Raw genomic sequence first — 17,432 nt, forward strand, 5'->3', positions numbered from 1 at the left:
GAAAATTAAGCCTGCTTAACCAGCAGGCTTAATAATAAGCAGTATTTAGGGGCGTAGCTCAGTTGGTAGAGCACCGGTCTCCAAAACCGGGTGTCGCGAGTTCGAGTCTCTCCGCCCCTGCCATATAATAATCCTTTGCTTCGGCAAAGGATTTTTTTTGCCTGTAATTCACTGGCGTTACAATCACTCAACGCTCTCCGTCCCTGGAGAGATGTGCTTATTCCAGAATGCTGGTTTTTAGAATCTCACGGATCTGCGCCTGTTTATCACTGTTTTGCAACCAGATGGCGTACAGTGGGCGTGAAAGCGTGGTGCCATCCGTTACCGGGTAAAGCGCGCTCTTACCCTTTGCCCAGTGCGTTGGTAGCCACGTGCAGCCATTGAGAGGAGCGAGCTGCTGATACGCCAGCTCAGCGGAACTGGTGGTGAGCAACGGTACGTCATCACTGCCAATCAACCCGACTTCATTTTGTTGAAAGTCCGGACCCCATTCCAGTCGCAGGTAGTTCAATTCGCTTTTATTTTTAACCGGCACAGCGCAATAAAGGGTTAGGGTGAAATTACCAAGCAACTGGCTACTTAACTCATCCATCTTCGGCGATTCTGTCGTGATCAGCAGGTCAAGCTGCCGTTCATGCAGCTGTTTGACCAGCGACTGACGCTGGGCAATACGGGCCTCGAACTGCAGGTCATAGGGCTCCCTGTACAGTTTCCCCAGCCATCCGTTAAGCATGCACTCCCAAAGAGATGCGCTGCCGCCAATCGAAAACTCATTGTGTCGGGCGGAGTTGGCAACCTCTTTACGCGCCGCCTGCCAGGTATTCATCAGGGTTTCAGCGTAGGGCAGCAGCTTCTCTCCGGCTGGGGTCAAACGGATATTGTTGCGATGACGGGTAAAAAGGTTAACGCCAAGCTGATTCTCCAGCTGACGAATACGAAAGCTAACCGCTGACTGCGTCAGGTAAAGCGCCTCCGCTGCTCGCCCAAAGTGGCGAGTTCTGCTCACCTCAAGGAAAGTTTTGAGCAATTCCGTATCCACACTCTTCTCCGCAAAATTATTTGTCGTAATGATTTAAATCTTTTGTTTTACACTCTGTCAAGCGTAACTAATACTCCGCGCCATAAATAGCTCGGCCAAAGAATCAGGAGCGTGTAGGATGGCGGAAAGCTTTATGACGACTAATCGTTTTTTCGATAATAAAAATTATCCGCGCGGGTTCTCCCGTCATGGTGATTTCACCATCAAAGAGGCGCAACTGCTGGAACAGCATGGTTATGCCTTTAACGAACTGGAACTGGGTAAACGCGAACCTGTCACTGAAGATGAAAAACAGTTTGTTTCGGTATGCCGCGGCGAACGTGAGCCGGTAACCGAAGTAGAGCGTGTGTGGATTAAGTACATGGCGCGTATTAAGCGGCCAAAGCGTTTCCATACGCTCTCCGGCGGTAAACCGCAGGTAGAAGGCGCTGAAGATTACACAGAAAGCGATGATTAAGAAAAAGGGCGAAAGCCCTTTTTTTATGGCATAAGCTTTTGCAGATGGTTCAACATCCGGTCTATCGCCCGATAGCCTAGCGCCTCCTGCAGATGATGGCGTTCTATACGCGGATCGTCCTTTATATCGGCAATCGTCCTCGCCACTTTAAGCAGCCGTTGCCAGGCCCGTATAGAGAGACCCAGCTGCGTCAGGGTCTGTTCAAGCCAGATGGCATCGTTCTTATTCAACGCGCACCAGGTTTTCATCTCATTATTGTCTAAATCAGCGTTGAGCTTATTCTGTCGGGCCAGTTGCCTCTCGCGCGTAGCAAGAACCCGCCTGCGTACCGTCGCGCTGTCTTCTCCACCACCGCCTTGCTGGCTGAGTACTCCGGGCGGCGGTAGCGGTATTTCCAAAGAGAGATCGAAGCGATCAAGGAAGGGGCCGGACAGCCGCCCCAGATAGCGTAGCGTCTGCTCGGGAGAAGCGCGATTGTGATGACCCTGATAATGTCCGGTTGGGCTGGGATTCATGGCCGCAATCAGCTGGAAATGCGCCGGATAGTCAATTTTCGCCCGGGTGCGAGAAATATGTATTTTCCCCGATTCAATTGGCTCGCGCAGGGCATCCAACACTCTGCGTTCAAACTCCGGCAGCTCGTCAAGAAACAGCACCCCATTATGGGCCAGTGAGATCTCGCCAGGCGCAGGTATAGCGCCACCGCCGACCATAGCCGCGACCGAGGCGCTGTGATGCGGGGCGCGAAACGGCCTGTGGCGCCAGCGGGTGGTCGCGTAGTTGGTGCTCACCAGACTGAGAATAGCAGCGCTTTCAAGCGCCTCCTGATTGCTTAGCGGGGGCAGTAATCCCGGTAACCGACTGGCAAGCATCGTTTTCCCTGTACCTGGGGGGCCGATTAACAGCAGGTTATGCCCGCCGGCAGCGACGATTTCCAGCGCGCGCTTACCCTGCTGCTGGCCAATGACGTCGCGCAAATCGTGGCGCGTTTCCTGCGGATCTTCTGCTGCGGCTACGGGAGGGGAGAGCGGATGCTGTCCTGCCACAAAGGCGCAGACCTCCTGCAGGTGTCCGGCGATAAGGCAGTCGCTACCGCCAATCAGCCCCACTTCGGCAGCGTTATCTTCGGCAACAATAATCTGCCGTCCGGCCCTGATGGCCTCCATTGCGCTGGAGATAGCGCCGGGAACGCCGCGTAGGGCCCCTGTAAGCGCGAGCTCGCCGATAAACTCATATTGATTCAGTCCGGGAGCCTCTAGCTGCTCGGAGGCGACCAGAAGCGCGAGAGCGATAGGGAGATCGTACCGCCCTCCTTCTTTTGGCAAATCGGCAGGTGCGAGGTTAATGGTGATTTTTTTCGCCGGGAAGGTATAGCCACTGTTAATGATTGCGCTGCGCACCCGGTCACGCGCCTCCCTTACGGTAGTTTCCGGCAGCCCAACCATAGTGAGTCCGGGAAGGCCGCTGCTGATATGAACCTCAATAGTAATAAGCGGGGCGCTGATACCGAGAGCGGCCCGAGTGTAGACGATCGCGAGTGACATAGTGCCTCCTGAATGTGGGCATCATGTCGGCAACCCTGCTATTAGTCACCTACAGGAACTGTGCTTTACGCGCCACGTTCCAGATAATTCACCGCAGATCGTTACATACTTTTCGTTATTGCACCCGGCTCGCAGGTTGCCGCAAGGGCAGGACAGCATGTCGTAAAAAGCCATAGGGCAACGCGATAAATTGAAATATCTTCACTTTATATTTTTTCCATTAAAAACAATTGTTTTACTGGAAATCGTTAGCGTGATCAGAAAGCGAGCCATAAAAAAATCTTGTGTTTAACGTGACGTCTGTGGTAACTCTTTAGGTATTCCTTCGAACAAGAAGCCAGAAAGTACATAAAATGACAGCCCTTCTACGAGTGATTAGCCTGGTCGTGATTAGCGTGGTGGTGATTATTATCCCACCGTGCGGGGCAGCACTTGGACGAGGAAAGGCATAGAAATCAAGCCTTAACGAACTAAGACCCCCGCACCGAAAGGTCCGGGGGTTTTTTTATAACTTAAAAATGACAGACGGGGAGCAGAGAATGAATAACAGCATAAAATTCTGTTTCTTCCGATCTATGGCGGGGATGTAACTATGAATGGCGCGCAGTGGGTAGTACATGCTTTGCGGACACAGGGAGTCGAGACGGTTTTCGGCTACCCGGGTGGCGCAATTATGCCGGTTTACGATGCGTTGTATGACGGCGGCGTGGAACACCTGTTGTGCCGTCACGAGCAGGGTGCAGCAATGGCGGCCATCGGCTATGCGCGGGCAACCGGTAAAACGGGCGTTTGCATCGCGACCTCCGGCCCTGGCGCAACTAACCTGATCACCGGCCTGGCGGATGCCCTGCTGGACTCTATCCCCGTTGTCGCGATTACCGGCCAGGTGGCGGCACCGCTTATCGGTACCGATGCTTTTCAGGAAATTGACGTGCTGGGCTTATCGCTGGCCTGCACCAAACATAGCTTCCTGGTGCAATCGCTGGAAGAGCTTCCGCGCGTCATTGCTGAAGCTTTCCTGGTCGCGAACTCAGGCCGCCCAGGCCCGGTACTGGTAGACATTCCAAAAGATATCCAGCTGGCAACAGGTGAGTTCGAACCCTATTTTTCCACGGTAGCCGATGACGTTGCTTTCCCTCACGCCGAGGTTGAGCAAGCGCTGCAGATGCTGGCTCAGTCGCAAAAGCCGATGCTGTACGTCGGCGGCGGCGTCGGTATGGCGCAGGCGGTGCCCGCTCTGCGCGAGTTTATTGCGGTCACGCAAATGCCGGCGACCTGCACGCTGAAGGGGCTGGGCGCGGTTGATGCTGACTATGCCTATTACCTGGGGATGCTGGGCATGCACGGGACGAAGGCGGCTAACCTGGCGGTTCAGGAGTGCGACCTGCTGATTGCGATAGGCGCGCGTTTTGACGACCGCGTAACCGGCAAGCTGAATACCTTTGCTCCGCATGCCAAAGTTATCCATATGGATATCGATCCGGCGGAGCTGAACAAGCTGCGTCAGGCGCACGTTGCCCTGACCGGCGATCTCAATACGCTGCTGCCGGCACTGCAGCAGCCGCTGGCCATTGACGCCTGGCGTCAGCACAACGCGGAGCTGCGCGCTGAACATGCATGGCGCTATGACTACCCGGGTGAAGGTATCTACGCCCCGCTGCTGCTCAAGCAGCTTTCCGATCGCAAACCGTCTGACAGCGTGGTGACCACCGACGTGGGCCAGCATCAGATGTGGTCTGCACAGCATATGACCTACACTCGCCCGGAGAATTTCATTACCTCCAGCGGCTTAGGGACGATGGGCTTCGGTCTGCCTGCGGCGGTAGGTGCCCAGGTCGCGCGTCCGAACGATACGGTAATCTGTATCTCCGGTGACGGCTCCTTCATGATGAATGTTCAGGAGCTGGGCACCGTAAAACGCAAGCAGCTGCCGCTGAAGATCCTGCTGCTGGATAATCAGCGTTTAGGCATGGTTCGTCAGTGGCAGCAGCTGTTCTTCCAGGAGCGTTATAGCGAAACGATCCTCACCGATAACCCCGATTTTGTCACTTTGGCCAGCGCCTTCGGCATTCCTGGCCAACATATCACCCGTAAAGACCAGGTTGAAGCGGCTCTCGACACCATGCTTTCGAGCCAGGGGCCATACCTGCTTCATGTCTCAATTGATGAACTTGAGAATGTCTGGCCGTTGGTGCCGCCCGGCGCCAGTAACTCAGAAATGCTGGAGAAATTATCATGATGCAACATCAGGTCGCCTTGCAGGCCCGCTCCAACCCGGAAACCTTAGAGCGCGTGCTGCGCGTAGTGCGCCATCGTGGCTTTCAGATTTGCGCCATGAATATGGAGACCGCCGCGGACACCCGCGATATAAATATCGAATTGACCGTTGCCAGCCAGCGGCCCGTCGAATTACTGTTTAGTCAATTAAGCAAACTGGTGGACGTTGCCTGCGTCGAAATCCAGCAACCCACATCACAACAAATCCGCGCATAGGCGCAAGGGAAGAAAAATGACGACGAAAAAAGCTGATTACATTTGGTTCAACGGCGAGATGGTTCCTTGGGGAGAAGCTAAGGTCCACGTTATGTCGCATGCCCTGCATTACGGTACTTCCGTTTTTGAAGGCATCCGCTGCTATGACTCGCACAAAGGACCGGTGGTGTTCCGTCATCGTGAACACATGCAGCGTTTGCATGATTCAGCCAAAATCTACCGTTTCCCGGTTTCGCAGAGCGTTGATGAGCTGATGGAAGCCTGTCGCGAAGTGATTCGTAAAAACGGCCTGACCAGCGCCTATATTCGTCCGCTGGTATTTGTTGGTGACGTGGGCATGGGCGTAAACCCGCCAGAAGGATATACCACTGACGTGATCATCGCGGCGTTCCCGTGGGGAGCCTATCTCGGCGCCGAAGCGCTGGATCAGGGGATCGATGCCATGGTCTCTTCCTGGAACCGCGTGGCGCCGAATACGATCCCGACCGCAGCAAAAGCCGGCGGTAACTACCTTTCCTCCCTGCTGGTCGGCAGCGAAGCGCGTCGACATGGCTACCAGGAAGGCATCGCGCTGGACGTTAACGGCTACATCTCCGAAGGGGCGGGTGAGAACCTGTTTGAAGTGAAAGATGGCGTGCTGTTTACCCCGCCGTTTACCTCTTCCGCGCTGCCGGGTATTACCCGCGATGCCATCATTAAGCTGGCAAAAGATCTGAATATCGAAGTTCGTGAGCAGGTCCTGTCTCGCGAATCCCTGTACCTGGCGGATGAAGTCTTTATGTCCGGTACCGCAGCAGAAATTACGCCGGTACGTAGCGTTGATGGTATTCAGGTCGGCGAAGGCCGCTGTGGCCCGGTGACTAAGCGTATTCAGCAAGCATTCTTTGGCCTCTTCACCGGTGAAACCGAAGATAAATGGGGCTGGTTGGATCAGGTTAATCAGTAAATACCCGACATATTTTAAGCTGCATGTGCTTTGGCTGCGCTCGTTTACCGCAGCCGACCGGAGATCCTCTCTCCTGCAGCCTGGACTATTTAGGGTAGATAAGCATAAAAGACGGGGCGACACGCAGCGCCTCGTTTAACAGACACTGGGAGTAAAAGCATGCCTAAGTACCGTTCCGCCACCACCACTCATGGCCGTAATATGGCGGGTGCCCGCGCGCTGTGGCGCGCAACCGGGATGACCGACGCTGATTTCGGTAAACCGATTATCGCCGTTGTGAACTCCTTTACCCAATTCGTCCCTGGCCACGTGCACCTGCGCGATCTGGGCAAGCTGGTCGCCGAGCAAATTGAAGCCTCTGGCGGCGTTGCTAAAGAGTTCAACACCATCGCGGTGGATGACGGGATCGCCATGGGTCACGGGGGCATGCTTTATTCACTGCCATCCCGCGAGCTGATCGCCGACTCGGTAGAGTACATGGTCAACGCACACTGTGCTGATGCCATGGTCTGCATCTCCAACTGCGACAAAATCACCCCAGGGATGCTGATGGCCTCCCTGCGCCTGAATATTCCGGTGATCTTTGTCTCCGGCGGTCCGATGGAAGCGGGTAAAACCAAGCTTTCTGACAAGATCATCAAGCTCGATTTGGTCGATGCGATGATTCAGGGCGCGGACCCGAAAGTATCCGACGAACAGAGTGACCAGGTTGAGCGTTCCGCCTGTCCGACCTGCGGCTCCTGTTCCGGGATGTTTACCGCCAACTCAATGAACTGCCTGACGGAAGCGCTGGGCCTGTCTCAGCCGGGCAACGGCTCCCTGCTGGCCACTCATGCCGATCGTAAACAGCTGTTCCTCAATGCGGGAAAACGCATTGTCGAGCTGACCAAACGCTACTACGAGCAGGACGATGCCTCCGCGCTGCCGCGTAACGTCGCCAACAAAGCGGCGTTTGAAAACGCCATGACCCTGGATATCGCCATGGGCGGCTCCACGAATACCGTACTGCACCTGCTGGCCGCCGCTCAGGAAGCTGAAATCGACTTCACCATGAGCGATATCGATAAGCTGTCCCGCAAGGTGCCGCAGCTGTGCAAAGTAGCGCCGAGTACGCAGAAATACCATATGGAAGACGTTCACCGTGCCGGCGGCGTGCTGGGGATCCTCGGCGAGCTGGATCGCGCCGGTCTGCTGAACCGTGAGGTGAAAAACGTGCTGGGTCTGACCCTGCCGCAAACGCTCGATAGCTACGACATTATGCTGACCAAAGACGACGCGGTGAAAGAGATGTTCCGCGCCGGCCCGGCGGGTATCCGCACCACCCAGGCGTTCTCTCAGGATTGCCGCTGGGATACGCTGGACGACGATCGCGCTGAAGGCTGTATTCGTTCTCTGGAGCATGCCTACAGCAAAGACGGCGGCCTTGCCGTTCTGTACGGCAATTTTGCTGAAAATGGCTGCATCGTAAAAACTGCAGGCGTTGATGACAGCATCCTCAAGTTTACCGGCCCGGCAAAAGTGTATGAAAGCCAGGATGACGCGGTAGAAGCTATCCTCGGCGGTAAAGTCGTCGCGGGCGATGTCGTGGTGATTCGCTACGAAGGGCCGAAAGGCGGTCCAGGCATGCAGGAAATGCTCTATCCGACGACGTTCCTGAAATCAATGGGCCTCGGTAAAGCCTGCGCGCTGATCACCGATGGCCGCTTCTCCGGCGGTACTTCCGGTCTGTCGATTGGTCACGTTTCACCAGAAGCGGCGAGCGGCGGCAATATCGCCCTGATTGAAGACGGCGATATGATTGCCATTGATATCCCGAACCGCGGCATTCAGCTGCAGCTGAGCGACGCCGACATTGCCGCACGCCGTGAAGCGCAGGAAGCCCGTGGCGATCTGGCCTGGACGCCGAAAGCGCGTGAGCGTCAGGTTTCCTTCGCCCTTCGTGCGTACGCTAGCCTGGCAACGAGCGCTGATAAAGGCGCGGTACGCGATAAATCGAAACTTGGGGGCTAATCATGGCCGAATCACAACCCCTGTCCGCCGCCCCTGAGGGGGCGGAATATCTCAGAGCGGTGCTCCGTGCGCCGGTCTATGAAGCTGCACAGATTACGCCGCTGCAAAAAATGGAAAAAATCTCCTCGCGGCTGGATAACGTCATTCTCGTGAAGCGGGAAGACCGGCAGCCGGTCCATAGCTTCAAGCTCCGCGGCGCTTACGCGATGATGGCGGGGCTGAATGAAGCGCAAAAAGCGCGCGGCGTGATCACCGCTTCCGCGGGTAATCATGCCCAGGGCGTCGCGTTTTCCGCTTCTCGCCTCGGCGTTAAGGCGCTGATTGTTATGCCTACCGCCACGGCCGACATCAAGGTTGATGCCGTGCGCGGGTTTGGCGGCGAAGTGCTGCTGCACGGCGCTAATTTTGATGAAGCGAAAGCGAAAGCCATCGAGCTGGCGCAGCAGCAGAATTTCACCTGGGTCCCGCCGTTCGATCATCCGATGGTCATTGCCGGGCAGGGTACGCTGGCGCTCGAATTGCTGCAGCAGGACGCCCATCTCGACCGCGTTTTTGTGCCGGTTGGCGGCGGCGGACTGGCGGCGGGCGTGGCGGTACTGATCAAGCAGCTGATGCCGCAGATCAAAGTGATTGCGGTTGAGGCCGAAGATTCAGCCTGCCTGAAGGCGGCGCTGGATGCTGGTCATCCGGTGGATCTGCCGCGCGTTGGGCTGTTTGCTGAAGGCGTTGCGGTGAAGCGCATCGGCGACGAGACCTTCCGCGTCTGTCAGGAGTATCTCGACGATATTATCACCGTCGACAGCGATGCCATCTGTGCGGCGATGAAAGACCTGTTTGAAGACGTTCGCGCAGTGGCTGAACCTTCCGGCGCGCTGGCGCTGGCGGGGATGAAAAAATATATCGCGCAGCACAATATTCGCGGCGAACGGCTGGCACACGTCTTGTCCGGGGCCAACGTTAATTTCCACGGCCTGCGCTACGTTTCCGAACGCTGCGAGCTGGGCGAGCAGCGCGAGGCGCTGCTGGCGGTGACTATCCCGGAAGAGAAGGGCAGCTTCCTGAAGTTCTGCCAGCTGCTGGGCGGTCGTTCGGTTACCGAGTTCAACTATCGCTTTGCGGATGCCAAAGATGCCTGCATTTTTGTCGGCGTTCGCCTGAGCCGCGGGCTGGAAGAACGTAAAGAGATTCTGGATCTGCTGAACGAGGGGGGCTATAGCGTTGTCGATCTTTCCGATGACGAAATGGCCAAGCTCCACGTGCGCTACATGGTCGGCGGGCGTCCGTCGAAGCCGCTGCAGGAGCGCCTGTTTAGCTTCGAGTTCCCTGAATCACCGGGCGCGCTGCTCAAGTTCCTGCATACGCTGGGTACCCACTGGAACATCTCTCTGTTCCACTACCGCAGTCACGGTACCGACTATGGCCGGGTACTGGCGGGCTTTGAGCTGGGCGATCATGAGCCGGATTTTGAAACCCGACTGCATGAGCTGGGCTACGACTGCCACGACGAAACGCACAATCCGGCATTCCGCTTTTTCCTCGCCGGCTAGTGGCCCGGGTTGGGTAAAATCGACCAGAATGCATCGATAAGCGGCTCATACAGCCGCTTTTTTTGTGCGCATACGCCGAGCTCAAAGGGCGTTTTCTCATCGCTGCGCTCTAAAATCATCACCCGGTTGCGCACCGGTTCCGGACTGTTCTCCAGCACCACCTCCGGCAGGAGCGCGACGCCGCAGCCGAGGGCGACCATAGAAACCATCGCCTCGTGGCCGCCCACGGTGGCATAAATCGATGGATTGCTGATTTTATGCCGCCGGAACCACAGCTCAATGCGCCGACGTACCGGCCCCTGATCGGCCATGATAAACGGCACGGTCGACCAGTCGGGCTGCTCCTGGGTGACCTGGTTACGCACCGGGCAGGCTAAGGCCGGGGCGATCAGCACCACTGCCAGATTTTCCAGCATCGAGAAGGCTACCGATCCGGGCAGCGTTTCCGGCTTCCCGGCAATGGCCAGGTCCGCCTCGCCGGTGACGACCTTCTCCATCGCGTCGGCGGCATCGCCGGTCGAGAGCTTGATCTCCACCGACGGATGGGCGGCGCGAAAGCGATCGAGAATTGGCGGCAGATGGCTATAGGCCGCGGTCACGGAGCAGAAGATATGCAGCTCGCCGGAGAGCGATGGTCCCTGCTGGTCGATAGCGTGGCGCAGCTGCTGATACTGCAGCAGGGTCTGCTGGGCGAAAAGGCGCAGTTCCTCGCCCGCTTCGGTTAGCGTCACGGTGCGGTTATCGCGCACGAACAGCGGTTGGCCGAGGTCCTCTTCCAGGCGCTGGATCTGCCGTGAAAGGGTCGAGGGACTAACGTGCATGGCCCGCGCGCTGCGGCCAAAATGACGGCTTTCGGCCAGGTGCAGGAAGGTTTTCAGATCGCGTAAATCCACGGGCCGCACTCCACGATTTTATATTGCAGATATTGCAACATGACGTTGTGAATATATCAATTTCCGCAATGAATTTCCTGTCATATAGTGGGTTCATTCTCGCAAAAGCGAACCGAACAATAAGACACACAACATCACGGAGTACATCACCATGGCTAACTACTTTAATACACTGAACCTGCGCCAGCAGCTGGCACAGCTGGGCAAATGTCGCTTTATGGCGCGCGAAGAATTCGCCGATGGCGCGAGCTACCTTCAGGGTAAAAAAGTAGTCATCGTCGGCTGCGGTGCTCAGGGTCTGAACCAGGGCCTGAACATGCGCGACTCCGGTCTGGATATCTCCTACGCTCTGCGTAAAGAAGCGATTGCAGAAAAGCGCGCTTCCTGGCGTAAAGCGACCGAAAACGGTTTTACGGTCGGCACCTATGAAGATCTGATCCCGCAGGCCGACCTGGTCGTTAACCTGACGCCGGACAAACAGCACTCTGACGTTGTTCGTTCCGTACAGCCGCTGATGAAAGACGGCGCGGCGCTGGGCTACTCCCACGGTTTTAACATCGTTGAAGTCGGCGAGCAGGTTCGCAAAGACATCACCGTAGTGATGGTGGCCCCGAAGTGCCCGGGTACCGAAGTTCGTGAAGAGTACAAACGCGGTTTCGGCGTACCTACGCTGATCGCGGTTCACCCGGAAAACGACCCGAAAGGTGAAGGCATGGCCATCGCGAAAGCGTGGGCAGCGGCCACCGGCGGCCACCGTGCGGGCGTGCTGGAATCCTCCTTCGTTGCGGAAGTAAAATCTGACCTGATGGGCGAGCAGACCATCCTCTGCGGCATGCTGCAGGCGGGTTCCCTGCTGTGCTTCGATAAGCTGGTGGCGGAAGGTACCGACCCGGCATATGCAGAAAAACTGATTCAGTTCGGCTGGGAAACCATCACCGAAGCGCTGAAGCAGGGCGGCATCACCCTGATGATGGACCGTCTGTCTAACCCGGCGAAACTGCGCGCTTACGCGCTGTCAGAGCAGCTGAAAGAGATCATGGCGCCGCTGTTCCAGAAGCATATGGATGACATCATCTCCGGCGAATTCTCCTCCGGCATGATGGCTGACTGGGCTAACGACGATAAGAAACTGCTGACCTGGCGTGAAGAGACCGGCGCCACCGCGTTCGAAACCGCTGAGCAGTTTGAAGGTAAAATTGGCGAGCAGGAGTACTTCGACAAAGGCGTTCTGATGATTGCGATGGTGAAAGCGGGCGTTGAGCTGGCGTTTGAAACCATGGTTGCATCCGGCATTATCGAAGAGTCTGCATACTATGAGTCGCTGCACGAGCTGCCGCTGATTGCCAACACCATCGCTCGTAAGCGTCTGTATGAAATGAACGTGGTTATCTCCGATACCGCCGAGTACGGTAACTACCTGTTCTCCTACGCTTGCGTACCGCTGCTGAAAGAGTTCATGACCACGCTGCAGACCGGTGACCTGGGCAAGGCGATTGCCGAAGGTGCCGTAGATAATGCCCAGCTGCGCGATGTAAACGAAGCGATTCGCAACCACGCAATCGAAAGCGTCGGCCACAAGCTGCGCGGCTACATGACCGATATGAAACGTATCGCTGTAGCAGGTTAATCTCCGCCGTCCTGCGGCCCGCGGGCCGCATCGACCAGTAAATCCTCTAAAGGCCCGGTAAGCGTAAGCGCTACCGGGCCTGTTTATTTACGTCTTAGCGCAATCACCGAATCCGATACCTCTCCCTGTTCGCCTTCCGGCCCGTACATCGTGCGCGAAACGTCGTCGAAAACGGTCTCCCAACCTTCAGGCAACGGCATCAAGCGATGCGAGGGCTTCTTTTGCCGACTGGAATGGTCTTTGGCGGGAGGCGGCACTGTCAAACAGCGGCTTTGCGCGGGTTGACTGGGTCATGACGGCGTTTATCACCATCACCTTCGCGACGCTGATTAGCGGACTGATGTTTAAGGAGTTGCAGGTAGCTATCGGCATGCATGTCATGAAGCACAGAAAACGCTGCCGGCGAAATAAGGAAAAAGCCTCTCTGTGGCAGAGAGGCTTTAATGCATTAGTTACGGTACAGCACTTTAATGATGTGGTAACCGAACTGGGTGTGCAGCGGGCCGGTCGGCTCCAGCACCGGGCAGGAGAAGACCACTTTATCAAATGCCGGAACCATCTGACCCTGGCGGAATTCGCCCAAGTGACCGCCTTTCTTGCCTGACGGGCAGGTAGAGTGTTTCTTCGCCAGCTTCTCGAAATCGCCGCCGTTTTTAATTTGTTCCAGCAGATCGAGTGCCAGCTTCTCTTCTTTCACCAGGATGTGCATTGCTGCCGCTGTTTTAGCCATGATTGTGCCTTAGATAGGTTGCGATGAATCAGGGCGCAATATTAGCATGCGTTAACGGCGATACAGCACCTTAATGATGTGGTAGCCAAAGCGCGTTTTGACCGGGCCGTAGGGTTTCAGCAGCGGGCAGGAGAAGACCGCGCTATCAAACGGCCCAACCATCGCGCCCTGTTGGAACTCGCCTAAGTCGCCGCCGTTGCGCCCGGAGGGGCAGCGTGAATAGCGCTTCGCCAGATGGTCGAAGCTGACGCCGCGTTCCAGTTTGGCGAGGATCTCCTGCGCCAGCTTCTCTTCTTTGACCAGGATGTGCAGGGCCGCTGCGGACTTTGCCATGGTTTCGCTCTCAGGATGACGGATGTGGCCAACACTTTACCATTAGCCGGTAAATCTCCTCCCGGCTTTCTGCTACAATCCTCACCCCGTTCGAAGATTGAGCAAGACTCCCATGCGTTTAAACCCTGGCCAACAACAAGCCGTCGAATTCGTTACCGGACCGTGCCTGGTGCTGGCGGGCGCCGGTTCCGGTAAGACCCGCGTTATCACCAATAAAATCGCGCACCTGATCCGCGTCTGCGGCTATCAGGCGCGCCATATCGCGGCGGTGACCTTTACCAACAAAGCGGCGCGCGAAATGAAAGAGCGCGTCGGGCAAACGCTGGGACGCAAAGAGGCACGCGGCCTGATGATCTCCACCTTCCACACGCTGGGGCTGGACATTATTAAGCGCGAATATGCCGCGCTGGGGATGAAATCTAACTTTTCCCTGTTCGACGATACCGACCAGGTGGGTTTGCTTAAGGATCTGACCGAAGGGCTGATCGAAGACGACAAGGTGGTGCTTCAGCTGCTGATCTCGACGATCTCCAACTGGAAAAACGATCTGCGCACGCCGGCGCAGGCGGCGGCAAGCGCGCAGGGCGAGCGGGATCGGATCTTTGCTCACTGCTATGAGCTGTACGATGCGCATATGAAAGCCTGCAACGTGCTGGACTTCGACGATCTGATCCTTCTGCCGACGCTGCTGCTGCAGCGTAATGAAGAGGTCCGCGAACGCTGGCAGAATAAGATCCGCTACCTGCTGGTGGATGAGTATCAGGATACCAACACCAGCCAATATGAGCTGGTGAAGCTGCTGGTGGGGCAGCGGGCGCGCTTTACGGTGGTGGGCGATGACGATCAGTCGATCTATTCATGGCGCGGCGCCCGGCCGCAGAACCTGGTTCTGCTGAACCAGGATTTCCCGGCGCTGCAGGTCATCAAACTGGAGCAGAACTACCGCTCTTCCGGCCGGATACTGAAAGCGGCAAATATTCTGATCGCCAATAACCCGCACGTGTTTGAGAAGCGCCTCTTTTCCGAGCTGGGCTATGGCATCGAGCTGAAAGTTCTCTCCGCCAATAATGAAGAGCATGAGGCGGAGCGGGTGACCGGGGAGCTGATTGCCCACCACTTTATCAATAAAACCCAGTACAAGGATTATGCGATCCTCTACCGCGGCAACCATCAGTCGCGGGTGTTTGAAAAAATGCTGATGCAAAACCGCATCCCCTACAAAATTTCAGGCGGCACCTCATTCTTCTCCCGTCCGGAGATCAAAGACCTGCTGGCCTACCTGCGGGTGTTGACCAACCCGGACGATGACAGCGCGTTTCTGCGCATCGTCAATACGCCGCGGCGTGAGATTGGCCCGGCAACGCTGCAAAAGCTCGGCGAGTGGGCGATGACCCGCAACAAAAGCCTGTTTACCGCCAGCTTTGATATGGGCCTCACCCAGACGCTGACCGGGCGCGGCTATGATTCGCTCACCGGCTTTACGCAGTGGCTGGCCGAAGTTCAGCGGCTGGCGGAAAGCGAGCCGATTGTCGCAGTGCGCGATCTGATCCGCGGCATTGACTATGAATCCTGGCTGTATGAAACGTCGCCCGGCCCGAAGGCCGCGGAAATGCGGATGAAAAACGTCAACCAGCTGTTCAGCTGGATGACCGAGATGCTGGAAGGCAGCGATATCGATGAGCCTATGACGCTCACCCAGGTGGTCACCCGCTTTACCCTGCGCGATATGATGGAGCGCGGCGAATCAGACGAGGAGCTGGATCAGGTTCAGCTGATGACTCTGCACGCTTCGAAGGGGCTGGAGTTTCCGTATGTCTATCTGGTTGGCATGGAAGAGGGGCTGCTGCCGCATCAGAGCAGTATTGAAGAAGATAACGTCGATGAGGAGCGCCGGCTGGCGTACGTGGGCATCACCCGGGCGCAGAAAGAGCTGACCTTTACGCTGTGTAAAGAGCGCCGCCAGTACGGCGAGCTGGTGCGTCCGGAGCCAAGTCGTTTTCTGCTGGAGCTCCCGCAGGACGATCTTATCTGGGAGCAGGAGCGCAAGGTTATCTCGGCGGAAGAGCGGATGCACAAAGGACAGGCTAACGTCGCCAACATCCGGGCGATGCTGGCAAAGGCGAAAGGAAAGTAGCGCGCTCGCCCCGGTAAGCGCCGTGCTGCCGGGGGACGGTATCAGACGACTTCTAAGGCCCAGTGGACATAGCTTTGCCACTGGCACTCTTGCTCAACCATCTCGCTGCCTAGCGGATGGTTTTCCAGCCAGCCTTCCGGCAGCCTCAGCATCAGCTTTTCATCCTCGGCGGTCAGGGTGACGGACGGCAGCAGATCGTCCCGACGGCGGCTGGCAAACAGAATAGCCAGACGTAGCAGGCGGCATAAATGCTCCGCAACCCGAGGTTTGACCGCGTTCTGCTGGTGGAGCGAAGAGAGATCGACGGCGTTGGTTTGGTTGAGCAATAGCGTGGCAAGCAGCTTTTTCTGCGCCGGCGTGAAGCCGGGAAGATCGAGATTGCGCACCAGGTAGGCCGCGTGCTGCGGAGCGGACTTAAAATCAACGCTCAGGCCAATCTCATGCAGGGCGCAGGCGCTCACCAGCAGGTCGCGGCTAAGCGGCTCCAGCTCCCAGTAGCTATCCAGCTGGCTCACCAGGTCTGCCGCCAGGCGGCCGACGCGCTGGGCCTGCTCGGTATCGATCATAAAGCGGCGCTGAATGTTACGCAGCGTCCGGCTACGAATATCCTGATCGACCGCCAGGTGCAGCATGCCGTAAACCAGGCCTTCGCGCAGCGCGCCGCCGGCCAGGGTCATGCAGCGAATATTTAGCTCGCTAAATATAGCGATGAGAATGGCTAAACCGCTGGGGAAAACTAACGCACGCTCGAGAGTCAGGCCTTCTATTTCAAGCTCTTCCAGACGCCCGCACTGAATCGCCCGCTGTTTGAGCTGCTGGAGTTTAGCCAGCGTAATGCGCTCATCCATACCCTGCGCCATCATGATTTCCTGCAGGGCCTGAACGGTACCCGAGGCGCCGACGCACACTTTCCAGCCGTGATAGTTCAGCGTATCGGTGATAGGCCGCAGGACTTCGCGCGCCGCATTTTCAGCAAGTTCGAAGTTGTCTTTCGTCAGGTTACGATCGGCGAAGTAGCGTTCCAGCCAGGTAACGCAGCCCATTGGCAGGCTAAAAAGAGAGGTGGTTTGCGCGCCGGTTCCGGTGACCAGTTCGGTACTGGCCCCGCCGATATCGACCACCAGGCGCTGGTCTTCACCGCCGGTGGTATGCGCTACGCCCTGATAAATCAGGCGCGCTTCTTCCTCGCCGCTAATGACCTGCACCGGGCAGCCGAGAATATCTCTGGCCTTAGCCAGAAACTCATCGGCATTAACCGCCAGACGCAGCGTCGCGGTCGCGACGACGCGGATTTGTGCCGGGGGGATATCCTGCAGGCGCTCGGCGAACAGCCGTAAGCACTGCCATCCGCGCTCCATCGCTTCCGCGGAGAGCGCGTTGTCGCTATTCAGGCCCGCGGCAAGCCGCACTTTGCGCTTGATACGGCTGAGAGTCTGAATGCTCCCGGCCACCTCGCGAACAACCAACATATGAAAGCTATTAGAGCCAAGATCTATAGCTGCATAAAGCGAGGTGGAACTCATACACTTCATCCTTCAAATTGCCTCTGCGAAAGTAGCGTGCTTATTCGGCCCATCCCAGGGACTCACCCCGATGGGGCCGCTGCAAGCAGCGTTCAAATCCGTCAGACACAGATTTGTCACCCGAACCACTTACTAAAGTAAGTCATTCGGGATTCG

15 protein-coding genes and 1 tRNA gene are annotated in these 17,432 nt (G+C 56.8%); 10 read left to right on the forward strand and 6 right to left on the reverse strand.

All coding sequences use genetic code 11. The features are described from left to right. Positions 1–47: 47 nt before the first annotated feature. A tRNA-Trp gene (locus tag RTE01_RS24480) sits at positions 48–123 on the forward strand. 94 nt (positions 124–217) lie between these two features. Here RTE01_RS24480 and hdfR read toward each other — a convergent pair. Next, positions 218–1,039 (reverse strand): HTH-type transcriptional regulator HdfR, encoded by an 822-nt coding sequence (gene hdfR, locus RTE01_RS24485; RefSeq protein WP_041143461.1) that lies wholly within the window; start codon positions 1,037–1,039, stop codon positions 218–220. A 118-nt stretch (positions 1,040–1,157) separates the two neighbouring features. Here hdfR and RTE01_RS24490 point away from each other — a divergent pair, with 118 nt between their 5' ends. Continuing rightward, entirely contained in the window at positions 1,158–1,496 is a 339-nt protein-coding gene (locus RTE01_RS24490) for a MaoP family protein (protein ID WP_041143462.1), read from the forward strand. A gap of 23 nt (positions 1,497–1,519) precedes the next feature. On the opposite strand, the gene RTE01_RS24495 is transcribed toward RTE01_RS24490, so the two are convergent. Beyond that, entirely contained in the window at positions 1,520–3,040 is a 1,521-nt protein-coding gene (locus RTE01_RS24495) for a YifB family Mg chelatase-like AAA ATPase (protein ID WP_134528325.1), read from the reverse strand. 353 nt (positions 3,041–3,393) lie between these two features. Between RTE01_RS24495 and ilvL the strand changes: the two genes are divergently transcribed. The 6 genes from ilvL (at position 3,394) to ilvA (ending at position 10,036) form a co-directional block, all read left to right on the forward strand. Next, positions 3,394–3,492 carry an ilv operon leader peptide gene (gene ilvL, locus RTE01_RS24500; protein WP_001311244.1) on the forward strand — a complete coding sequence of 33 codons (99 nt, stop codon included), beginning with the start codon at positions 3,394–3,396 and terminating at the stop codon, positions 3,490–3,492. Between the two features lie 140 nt (positions 3,493–3,632). Then, the gene (ilvG, locus tag RTE01_RS24505; RefSeq protein WP_115193826.1) at positions 3,633–5,279 is read left to right on the forward strand and encodes an acetolactate synthase 2 catalytic subunit; all 1,647 of its coding nucleotides are present in this window, start codon (positions 3,633–3,635) and stop codon (positions 5,277–5,279) included. Further along, positions 5,276–5,533 carry an acetolactate synthase 2 small subunit gene (ilvM, locus tag RTE01_RS24510; protein ID WP_134528328.1) on the forward strand — a complete coding sequence of 86 codons (258 nt, stop codon included), beginning with the start codon at positions 5,276–5,278 and terminating at the stop codon, positions 5,531–5,533. The genes ilvG and ilvM overlap by 4 nt, the downstream gene beginning before the upstream one ends. Positions 5,534–5,549: 16 nt before the next feature. Then, the gene (locus RTE01_RS24515) at positions 5,550–6,479 is read left to right on the forward strand and encodes a branched-chain amino acid transaminase (RefSeq protein WP_041143466.1); all 930 of its coding nucleotides are present in this window, start codon (positions 5,550–5,552) and stop codon (positions 6,477–6,479) included. 159 nt (positions 6,480–6,638) lie between these two features. Continuing rightward, positions 6,639–8,489, forward strand: coding sequence for a dihydroxy-acid dehydratase (gene ilvD, locus RTE01_RS24520; protein WP_041143467.1), 1,851 nt, complete (start codon positions 6,639–6,641; stop codon positions 8,487–8,489). Between the two features lie 2 nt (positions 8,490–8,491). Next, on the forward strand, positions 8,492–10,036 hold the full coding sequence (ilvA, locus tag RTE01_RS24525; protein ID WP_134528331.1) for a threonine ammonia-lyase, biosynthetic: 1,545 nt from the start codon (positions 8,492–8,494) through the stop codon (positions 10,034–10,036). Here ilvA and ilvY read toward each other — a convergent pair. Further along, the gene (gene ilvY / locus RTE01_RS24530; protein WP_041143469.1) at positions 10,033–10,929 is read right to left on the reverse strand and encodes an HTH-type transcriptional activator IlvY; all 897 of its coding nucleotides are present in this window, start codon (positions 10,927–10,929) and stop codon (positions 10,033–10,035) included. The two genes, ilvA and ilvY, sit on opposite strands and share 4 nt — an antisense overlap. Positions 10,930–11,080: 151 nt before the next feature. Between ilvY and ilvC the strand changes: the two genes are divergently transcribed. Beyond that, positions 11,081–12,556: a ketol-acid reductoisomerase gene (gene ilvC, locus RTE01_RS24535; RefSeq protein ID WP_041143470.1), complete on the forward strand. Its 1,476-nt coding sequence runs from the start codon at positions 11,081–11,083 to the stop codon at positions 12,554–12,556. Between the two features lie 448 nt (positions 12,557–13,004). Here ilvC and ppiC (RTE01_RS24545) read toward each other — a convergent pair whose 3' ends face one another. Both ppiC (RTE01_RS24545) and ppiC (RTE01_RS24550) read right to left on the reverse strand, forming a co-directional pair. Beyond that, complete coding sequence (gene ppiC, locus RTE01_RS24545) at positions 13,005–13,286, reverse strand: peptidylprolyl isomerase PpiC (RefSeq protein ID WP_024555327.1); 282 nt, start codon at positions 13,284–13,286, stop codon at positions 13,005–13,007. 51 nt (positions 13,287–13,337) lie between these two features. Beyond that, entirely contained in the window at positions 13,338–13,619 is a 282-nt protein-coding gene (gene ppiC / locus RTE01_RS24550; RefSeq protein ID WP_041143471.1) for a peptidylprolyl isomerase PpiC, read from the reverse strand. A gap of 112 nt (positions 13,620–13,731) precedes the next feature. Between ppiC (RTE01_RS24550) and rep the strand changes: the two genes are divergently transcribed. Continuing rightward, on the forward strand, positions 13,732–15,753 hold the full coding sequence (rep, locus tag RTE01_RS24555) for a DNA helicase Rep (RefSeq protein ID WP_134528334.1): 2,022 nt from the start codon (positions 13,732–13,734) through the stop codon (positions 15,751–15,753). Positions 15,754–15,794: 41 nt separating this feature from the next. On the opposite strand, the gene gppA is transcribed toward rep, so the two are convergent. Beyond that, the gene (gene gppA / locus RTE01_RS24560; protein ID WP_166793763.1) at positions 15,795–17,285 is read right to left on the reverse strand and encodes a guanosine-5'-triphosphate,3'-diphosphate diphosphatase; all 1,491 of its coding nucleotides are present in this window, start codon (positions 17,283–17,285) and stop codon (positions 15,795–15,797) included. Between the last annotated feature and the right edge of the window lie 147 nt (positions 17,286–17,432).

The organism is Klebsiella terrigena (assembly GCF_006539725.1).
GTDB classification, from domain to species: domain Bacteria; phylum Pseudomonadota; class Gammaproteobacteria; order Enterobacterales; family Enterobacteriaceae; genus Klebsiella; species Klebsiella terrigena.

What these genes read in the sequence shown, in the direction of transcription:
- RTE01_RS24490 (WP_041143462.1), top strand. Translation starts at nt 1,158, where the DNA reads ATGGCGGAAAGCTTTATGACGACTAATCGTTTTTTCGATAATAAAAAT.
- RTE01_RS24495 (WP_134528325.1), bottom strand. Translation starts at nt 3,040, where the DNA reads ATGTCACTCGCGATCGTCTACACTCGGGCCGCTCTCGGTATCAGCGCC.
- ilvL (WP_001311244.1), top strand. Translation starts at nt 3,394, where the DNA reads ATGACAGCCCTTCTACGAGTGATTAGCCTGGTCGTGATTAGCGTGGTG.
- ilvG (WP_115193826.1), top strand. Translation starts at nt 3,633, where the DNA reads ATGAATGGCGCGCAGTGGGTAGTACATGCTTTGCGGACACAGGGAGTC.
- ilvM (WP_134528328.1), top strand. Translation starts at nt 5,276, where the DNA reads ATGATGCAACATCAGGTCGCCTTGCAGGCCCGCTCCAACCCGGAAACC.
- RTE01_RS24515 (WP_041143466.1), top strand. Translation starts at nt 5,550, where the DNA reads ATGACGACGAAAAAAGCTGATTACATTTGGTTCAACGGCGAGATGGTT.
- ilvD (WP_041143467.1), top strand. Translation starts at nt 6,639, where the DNA reads ATGCCTAAGTACCGTTCCGCCACCACCACTCATGGCCGTAATATGGCG.
- ilvA (WP_134528331.1), top strand. Translation starts at nt 8,492, where the DNA reads ATGGCCGAATCACAACCCCTGTCCGCCGCCCCTGAGGGGGCGGAATAT.
- ilvC (WP_041143470.1), top strand. Translation starts at nt 11,081, where the DNA reads ATGGCTAACTACTTTAATACACTGAACCTGCGCCAGCAGCTGGCACAG.
- ppiC (WP_024555327.1), bottom strand. Translation starts at nt 13,286, where the DNA reads ATGGCTAAAACAGCGGCAGCAATGCACATCCTGGTGAAAGAAGAGAAG.
- ppiC (WP_041143471.1), bottom strand. Translation starts at nt 13,619, where the DNA reads ATGGCAAAGTCCGCAGCGGCCCTGCACATCCTGGTCAAAGAAGAGAAG.
- rep (WP_134528334.1), top strand. Translation starts at nt 13,732, where the DNA reads ATGCGTTTAAACCCTGGCCAACAACAAGCCGTCGAATTCGTTACCGGA.
- gppA (WP_166793763.1), bottom strand. Translation starts at nt 17,285, where the DNA reads ATGAAGTGTATGAGTTCCACCTCGCTTTATGCAGCTATAGATCTTGGC.